The following is a 6,444-nucleotide window of genomic DNA, read 5'->3' as shown; positions in this document are numbered from 1 at the left end:
ACATATCTGGCGTTGACTTTTGGCACGCTGTTGAGTTCTCAAGGAACGGACACTTCCTTCAGGCCGCTCTCGCAGGCCCTCCGGGCGTTTCGTTCTTTCGTGTCTCCAGCTTATCAGATCCGCTTTTCGGCGCTTTCCGATCCCGTGCTGGCCGGGGCCGCTTTCCCCTTCCGCGGCGACCGCTACTCTACCGTATTTCCGGACCAGGTCCGTACCAACGAAACTCGGCATTGAAAACGACGAGCGCTGGTCATTCGGTGGGGTATTGGTCGCTCCGGTTGGACCGAGATGATCGGCCGGCCTCTCGGCTGTCCGACTTGTCCGTCCGGTTCAGGCGACTCGTCCAACACTAGGCCAGTCGTGCGGCCCCGTCAAACACCGAGGGACCAGATCTGACCAGATCTGGTCCCTCGGTGGTGTTCCCACAGCTCAACCGGCGTCTGTTTCAGGCCACCTGACGGCGGTCGCCACCGCCACGGCCCGGCCGACGTCGCGTCAGTTCGCGACCAGTTCGACCGCGGCCAGGTTGCGCTTGCCGCGGCGCAGCACCAGCCAGCGGCCGTGCAGCAGGTCCTCCGCCACGGGCACCGCGTCCTCGTCGGTGAGCTTGGCGTTGTTGAGGTACGCGCCGCCCTCCTTGAGCGTGCGCCGGGCGGCCGAGCGGCTCGGTGCCAGGCCGACCGCGACCAGCAGGTCGGCGATCGGCGCCAGCTCGGCCACCTCCGCCCTGGGCAGCTCGGCGAGCGCCGAGGCCAGCGTGGCCGACTCCAGCTCGCCGAGGTCACCCTGGCCGAACAGCGCCTTGGACGCGGCGACCGCGCGCTCGTACTGCTCGGCACCGTGCACCAGCGTGGTCAGCTCCTCGGCCAGCGCGCGCTGGGCGAGCCGGGCCTGCGGGCGCTCCGCGGTCTCCCGCTCCAGCTCCTCGATCTCCTCCTTCGAGCGGAAGCTGAAGATCCGCAGGAAGTTGGAGACGTCCCGGTCGTCCGAGTTGAGCCAGAACTGGTAGAAGGCGTACGGGGTGGTCAGCTCGGGGTCGAGCCAGACCGTCCCGGACTCGGTCTTGCCGAACTTGGTGCCGTCCGCCTTGACGATCAGCGGGGTGGCCAGCGCGTGCACCGACTTGCCGTCGGCCTTGCGGAGCAGGTCGGTGCCGGCCGTGAGGTTGCCCCACTGGTCGCTGCCGCCGGTCTGCAGGGTGCAGCCGTAGCGCCGGTTCAGCTCCAGGAAGTCCATGCCCTGCAGGATCTGGTAGCTGAACTCGGTGTAGCTGATGCCCGCGTCCGAGTTGAGCCGGCGGGACACCGCCTCCTTGGCGATCATGCTGTTGACCCGGAAGTACTTGCCCACGTCGCGCAGCAGGCTGATCGCCGACATCCCGGACGTCCAGTCCAGGTTGTTGACCATGCGGGCGGCGTACTCACCCTCGAAGTCCAGGAACTTCTCGATCTGGCCGCGCAGCCGGTCCACCCAGCCGGCCACCGTCTCCGGGTCGTTGAGCACCCGCTCGGCGGTGGGCTTGGGGTCACCGATCAGGCCGGTCGCGCCGCCGACCAGGCCCAGCGGCAGGTTCCCGGCCTGCTGGATCCGGCGCATGGTGAGCAGCTGGACCAGGTTGCCCAGGTGCAGGCTCGGCGCGGTCGGGTCGAAGCCGCAATAGAACGTGACCGGGCCGTCCGCGAACGCCTTGCGCAATGCGTCCTCGTCGGTGGACAGGGCGATCAGCCCACGCCACCGCAGCTCGTCGACGATGTCGGTCACGGTCACGCTTCTCCTCGGTCCGGTCGGTCCCCTGGTCGGCGGGTCCGACGGTGGTGATCCAGCGTGTCCGAGGGTACGCGGTCCGCGCCAGCGGTTTACCTTCGGCGTGGCGTGTGGGCGCGGTACGGGCTGACCGTCGGCTCGCCCTCGGTCCAGAACCGCCAAGGCGTCTCGGCGGCCTGCGCGATCCCGGTGCGCGGGCCCGAGCGGATCCGTTCGGCGGGCGGCGGGGTGCCGGGGAACAACCGCAGCACCGGCCCGTCGAGGTCGGCTCCGTCGTGGCTGCGGTCGATCCCGAGCGCCGTGGTGAGCCGGGCCGGTCCCTGGGCCAGGTCGGTGTCCCGGCGGCTGGTGGTCCGGCGGCCCCGGGCCAGCTCCAGCCCGGCGACGACCTCGCCGGCCCGCAACAGCACCGCCCCGGGGACGCCACCGGGCCCGCAGACCAGGTTCACGCAGAAGTGCATGCCGTAGGTGAAGTACACGTACGCGTAGCCGGGCGGCCCGAACATCACGGCGTTGCGCGCGGTCGGGCCGCGGTGGGCGTGCGAGGCGGGGTCGTCCGGGCCCTGGTACGCCTCGACCTCGGTGAGCCGCAGCTCCACCGTGCCGGCCGGCAGCGTGCAGCGGAGCACCCGGCCGAGCAGGTCGGGGGCCACCTCGGGGGCGGGGCGGGCGAAGAACGAGTGCGGCAGCGGGTCGTCGGACACACCGCGAGGGTAGCCGCACGGTAGGGAGACGGCCGTCCGGGTCAGCGAAATTCCGTTGTCCGGTGGCGGGTTCGGCGTTCAGAGTGGACCCGTCCGCCACCGGGGCGGGAGTGGTCTGGGAGGTGGCCGGGATGCGCGACACACTGGTTCTGAACGCGAGCTACGAGCCCTTGTCCACCGTGTCGCTACAGCGTGCGGTGGTGCTGGTGCTCCAGGACAAGGCCGTGCTGGAGCAGGCCCATCCGCTGGCCCGGGTGCGCTCGACCGGGCTGGCCCTGCCGGTGCCCCGGGTGATCAGACTGCGGCGGTACGTCAGAGTGCCGTTCCGACAACGGGCGCCCTGGTCACGGCGGGGTGTCCTGGTCCGCGACCAGCATCTGTGCGCCTACTGCGGCCGGCGGGCCAGCACGGTCGATCACCTTCAGCCCAAGTCACGTGGTGGCGAGGACAGTTGGCTGAACACGGTGGCCGCCTGCGCGGAGGACAACCAGCGCAAGGCGGACCGCACGCCGGAGCAGGCCGGGATGACCCTGCTCCGTCGCCCGTTCGAGCCCACTCCGGAGGCCTCGTTGATGCTGGCGCTGGGCCTGCGGGCCGGCGAGGCCGCGGAGTTGGCGCCGTGGCTGCCACGACCGGCGGCCGTCGCCGCCTGAACTCCGCGTCCACCGAGCGACTTCCGGTGGGCCGGCCCGATCGGGGGACGGGCCGGCCCACCGGGTACTCAGTTGCTCGCGGCCTGGAAGGCGGTGGCGATGCCGAAGGTGCCCGAGTGCTGCGGCACCACGATGTCCTTGTCCTCACCGATCAGCACCAGGCCCGAACTGAGCAGCGAGCCGGTGCCCTTGGGGAACCCGCCGCCGACCGACTCCTGCCCGTTGGCCAGGTTGAACCGGCTGAGGTGCGCGGGCTCCAGCACCCGCTCGTCGGCGGCCAGCACCAGGCTGCCGTTGTCCAGCCCGACGGCGGCCACCGGGCCCTTCTCGGTCGCCTTGCTCTGCCAGATCGCCTTGCCGGTGCCGAGGTCGTAGCCCACCACGGTGGTCGAGGCGGTGCCCCCGGTGGAGGGGACGAGCGTGGTGACCATGGTGTGCCCCTGGAAGAACACCCCGGGCACCGGGTCGAAGCCGCCGTGCGTGACGTCCAGCTGGCCGGCCGGCGTGTTGACCGCGATCTGCACGGTCGGGTCACCGGTCGACCCGAAGGCGAAGACCTGGGAGTCGGTCGGCTGGTCGCCGGTGGTGAGCACGACGGCGGGCTCGGCCGACAGCACGGTGACCGACTTGGGCTGGTTGTTCAGCCCGCGCCACCAGAGCAGATGACCGTCCTCGGTGGAGAGCGCGACGGCCTGGTCGTTCGGGGTGGTGTCGACGCAGTAGCTGTGCAGCAGCACGGTGCCGCCGGAGGCGCTGCCGGAGAGGTTGCAGAACTTGCCCGGGCCTCCGTACTGCCAGGCGTCGTTCCCGTCGGCGGCGTTCCAGGCCGCGGCCTTGTCGTCGGCGACCACGATCACCCGGTCGTTGGTGACCGCGACGTGCGCCGAGTAGCTGTTGGTGGTGTTGGAGAGGGTCTTGGTCCAGACCGTCTTGCCCGTCTTGGTGTCCACCGCGGCCAACAGGCTGCACGGGCTCTGCGGGTTGGCCTGGGTGCGGAAGAGCGCGGCACCGAGGCCGGACTGGTTGACGGTCGGGGACAGCCCGCACGGGACGGCGCCCTGGGCGGGGGCGGCCACGCTCCAGAGCTGCTTGCCGCTGCCGAGGTCGTAGGCGTTCACCCCGCTGCCGTCCGCCCGCACTATGGCACTGGACAGCAGCCAGCTGCCGACCAGGGTGTCGTCGGTGCCGGGCTGCGGCGCGGAGGCCGGTTGGGCGGTCCAGATCTTGTTGTGCGAGGTCGCGAAGCCGGTGTCGGAGGAGGGCGGCGCGGCGGCCGAGCTGCCGGAGCCACCGCTGTGGCTGGTGGCGATCACGCCGGCCGTCAGCAGCACGACGAGGGCGCCGAGGCCGGCGCCGGTCCGGATCAGCAGGGTGCGGCGGCCCGGGCCCTGGGTGTCGGCGAGCAGGCCGCCGGCGGCCGCGCGGACCCGGTCGACCAGCGAGGTCGAGGAGGCGCCGGCGCGGGAGCGGCCGGCCCGGGGGGCGGCGGGTTCGGCCGCGTCGGCCGCGGGGTCCGGCTCACCCGCGGGCTCGGCCGGCTCCTCGAGGCCGGGCACCGGCTGCTGACCGATCACGGTGTCGTACTCGGCGATGGCCGCGGGGTCGTAGGCCGCCGTCGGGTCGTAACCGGTGGCCGAGGCGTCGTAACCGGCCGTCGCGGCGTCGTAGCCGGTGGCCGAGGCGTCATGGCCGGTGGCCGAGGCGTCGTACCCGGTCGCGGCGTCGTACCCCGGTATCTCCGGCTGGGCGGTGCCGGTCTCGGCGTAGCCGTAGGCCGCCTCCGCCGAGTAGGCCTGCCCGGCCTGCTGCTCCTGCCACTGCCAGGGCTGCTGCGCGCCCTCGTCGTACGGCGGTGCCGTCGTGCCGTAGACCGGCGGCTGTTCCTCCCCGAGCGGCGCCGCGGGGTACCACGCCTGCTGGTAGTCGTAGCCGACCGGCTCGTGCCCGTCGCTGCCGTGGGGGTACTCCCGGCCGAAGCCTGGGGGCGGGTCCTGAGCCATGCGTTCCGTCCGTCCCTGCTGCTTGCTGCGACGGCCAGCATCTCATGACGCCCGGGCGGCCCGGCCCGGGATCCCGGACCGGGCCGCCGACGCACCGTCAGGCCTCGTCCGCCAGCACCTCGTCGATCCGGGCCGCCAGCTGGAAGTCCAGGCTGGTGATGCCGCCCGTGCTGTAGGTGGTGCAGACGAAGGTGAGGGTGGTCCACCGGATGTCGATGTCCGGGTGGTGGTCCAGCACCTCGGCGGCCTCGGCGACGGTGTCCACCACCCGGATCCCCGCCATGAAGTTGCGGGCCTCGGCGGTCCGCCGGATGGCTTTGCCGTCGCGGGTCCAGTTCGGCAGCCGCCTCAGCCCGTCCGCGATCTCTTCCTCGGTCAGCAGGGTGTCATTGCTCATCGCGTCACTCCAGATCAGGAGGGAGTCGCCCGAACATGGGCGCAAACCCGACAAATGGTGCAGTCGTCCGAGCATAGGTCGCGGACGGTTCGTCACCCGGCCGTCCGGTCCGGGTGTCGGCCGCCTCAGCCGAGCAGCAGCTTGATCACCGCGACCAGACCGACCAGCACGATCAGCGTGCGCAGTGCGATCGGCGGCAGCCGACGGCCGACCCGGGCGCCCAGCACGCCGCCGAACGCCGAACCGACCGCGATCAGCAGCACCGCCGACCAGTTGATCGACGTGGTGAACAGGAAGAAGACCGCGGCCACCCCGTTCACCAGCAGCGCGAGCACGTTCTTCACCGCGTTCATCCGCTGCAGGTCGTCGCGGAGCAGCATGCCCATCAGGGCCAGCAGCAGCACTCCCTGGGCGGCGCCGAAGTAGCCGCCGTAGACGCCGGTGAGGAAGACCGAGCCCAGCAGCAGCGGGCCGACCGTCGGCTGGTGGTCGGCGCCCTTGCGGGCCGCCACCGCCCGGGCCACCCGCGGCTGCAGCACCACCAGCACCAGCGCGATCAGGATCAGCGCCGGCACTATCGCGGCGAAGGCACTGCCGGGCAGCCGGGTGAGCAGCACCGCGCCGAGCAGCCCACCGAGCAGCGAGGCGGTGCCGAGGCGCAGCAGCCGGGACCGTTGGCCGACCAGCTCACGCCGGTAGCCGAGCACCCCGCTGAACGAGCCGGGCACCAGGCCCAGCGTGTTCGAGACGTTCGCGGTCACCGGTGGCAGCCCGAGCGCGAGCAGCACCGGAAAGGTGAGCAGGGTGCCCGACCCGACGATCACGTTGATGGTGCCCGCGCCGGCGCCGGCCGCGAAGACCGCCAGCCCTTCCCAGGGAGTCATGAGTTCTGTCCTTGCCTGTCGCTTGTCCACTCCCGTCCGGGT

At 71.7% G+C, this 6,444-nt stretch carries 7 protein-coding genes; 2 read left to right on the top strand and 5 right to left on the bottom strand.

The genetic code is table 11. The features are described 5' to 3' along the window. A partial coding sequence (locus tag ACIGXM_RS14835) for a hypothetical protein (protein WP_396560681.1) occupies positions 1–234 on the top strand: 234 nt, incomplete at its 5' end. 261 nt (positions 235–495) lie between these two features. Here the strand turns inward: ACIGXM_RS14835 and tyrS are convergent. Together tyrS and ACIGXM_RS14825 are read right to left on the bottom strand one after the other, a co-directional pair. Continuing rightward, positions 496–1,761: a tyrosine--tRNA ligase gene (gene tyrS, locus ACIGXM_RS14830; protein WP_396560721.1), complete on the bottom strand. Its 1,266-nt coding sequence runs from the start codon at positions 1,759–1,761 to the stop codon at positions 496–498. A 95-nt stretch (positions 1,762–1,856) separates the two neighbouring features. Then, the gene (locus ACIGXM_RS14825) at positions 1,857–2,468 is read right to left on the bottom strand and encodes a DNA-3-methyladenine glycosylase (RefSeq protein WP_396560679.1); all 612 of its coding nucleotides are present in this window, start codon (positions 2,466–2,468) and stop codon (positions 1,857–1,859) included. A 131-nt stretch (positions 2,469–2,599) separates the two neighbouring features. Between ACIGXM_RS14825 and ACIGXM_RS14820 the strand changes: the two genes are divergently transcribed. Then, entirely contained in the window at positions 2,600–3,121 is a 522-nt protein-coding gene (locus ACIGXM_RS14820) for an HNH endonuclease (RefSeq protein WP_396560677.1), read from the top strand. 68 nt (positions 3,122–3,189) lie between these two features. On the opposite strand, the gene ACIGXM_RS14815 is transcribed toward ACIGXM_RS14820, so the two are convergent. The 3 genes from ACIGXM_RS14815 to ACIGXM_RS14805 all read right to left on the bottom strand — a co-directional run bounded on the left by ACIGXM_RS14815 (position 3,190) and on the right by ACIGXM_RS14805 (position 6,402). Next, a complete protein-coding gene (locus ACIGXM_RS14815; protein ID WP_396560675.1) occupies positions 3,190–5,121 on the bottom strand; it encodes a PQQ-binding-like beta-propeller repeat protein in 1,932 nt (643 codons plus the stop codon). 97 nt (positions 5,122–5,218) lie between these two features. After that, positions 5,219–5,518 (bottom strand): 4a-hydroxytetrahydrobiopterin dehydratase, encoded by a 300-nt coding sequence (locus ACIGXM_RS14810; protein ID WP_396560673.1) that lies wholly within the window; start codon positions 5,516–5,518, stop codon positions 5,219–5,221. 125 nt (positions 5,519–5,643) lie between these two features. Beyond that, entirely contained in the window at positions 5,644–6,402 is a 759-nt protein-coding gene (locus ACIGXM_RS14805; RefSeq protein WP_396560671.1) for a sulfite exporter TauE/SafE family protein, read from the bottom strand. Between the last annotated feature and the right edge of the window lie 42 nt (positions 6,403–6,444).

Origin of the sequence: Kitasatospora sp. NPDC052896, from assembly GCF_044547075.1 — a bacterium.
In the GTDB taxonomy this organism is placed as follows: Bacteria; Actinomycetota; Actinomycetes; order Streptomycetales; family Streptomycetaceae; genus Kitasatospora.
The sequence above is the reverse complement of the archived record's forward strand: the minus strand, read 5'-3'. Positions and strand labels throughout refer to the sequence as shown.